Here is a 266-nt window from a genome sequence, read left to right as displayed (position 1 = left end):
GCCACCCAGGAAACCGGACTCCCCACCGCCCGGCTCACCGGCGAACGCGCCCGCACCACCGCCCAGCTCCGGCTCTTCGCCGCAGTGGTCCGGCAGGGCGACCACCGCGGCATCCGCATCGACCCCGCCCTCCCGGACCGCACCCCCACACCCCGGGCCGACATCCGCCAACGCCAGATCCCCCTGGGCCCCGTCGCCGTGTTCGGCGCCAGCAACTTCCCCCTGGCCTTCTCCACCGCAGGTGGTGACACCGCCTCCGCCCTCGC

Annotated in this window: 1 pseudogene; it reads left to right on the top strand. The window is 75.6% G+C overall.

Annotation, left to right across the window (positions count from 1 at the left end):
• Window positions 1-266, top strand: a pseudogene (locus ACU18_RS20035) (aldehyde dehydrogenase (NADP(+))); the annotation flags it as partial.

The organism is Arthrobacter sp. ZBG10 (assembly GCF_001238605.1).
In the GTDB taxonomy this organism is placed as follows: domain Bacteria; phylum Actinomycetota; class Actinomycetes; order Actinomycetales; family Micrococcaceae; genus Arthrobacter.
This window is presented reverse-complemented; position numbering and strand designations above follow the sequence as displayed.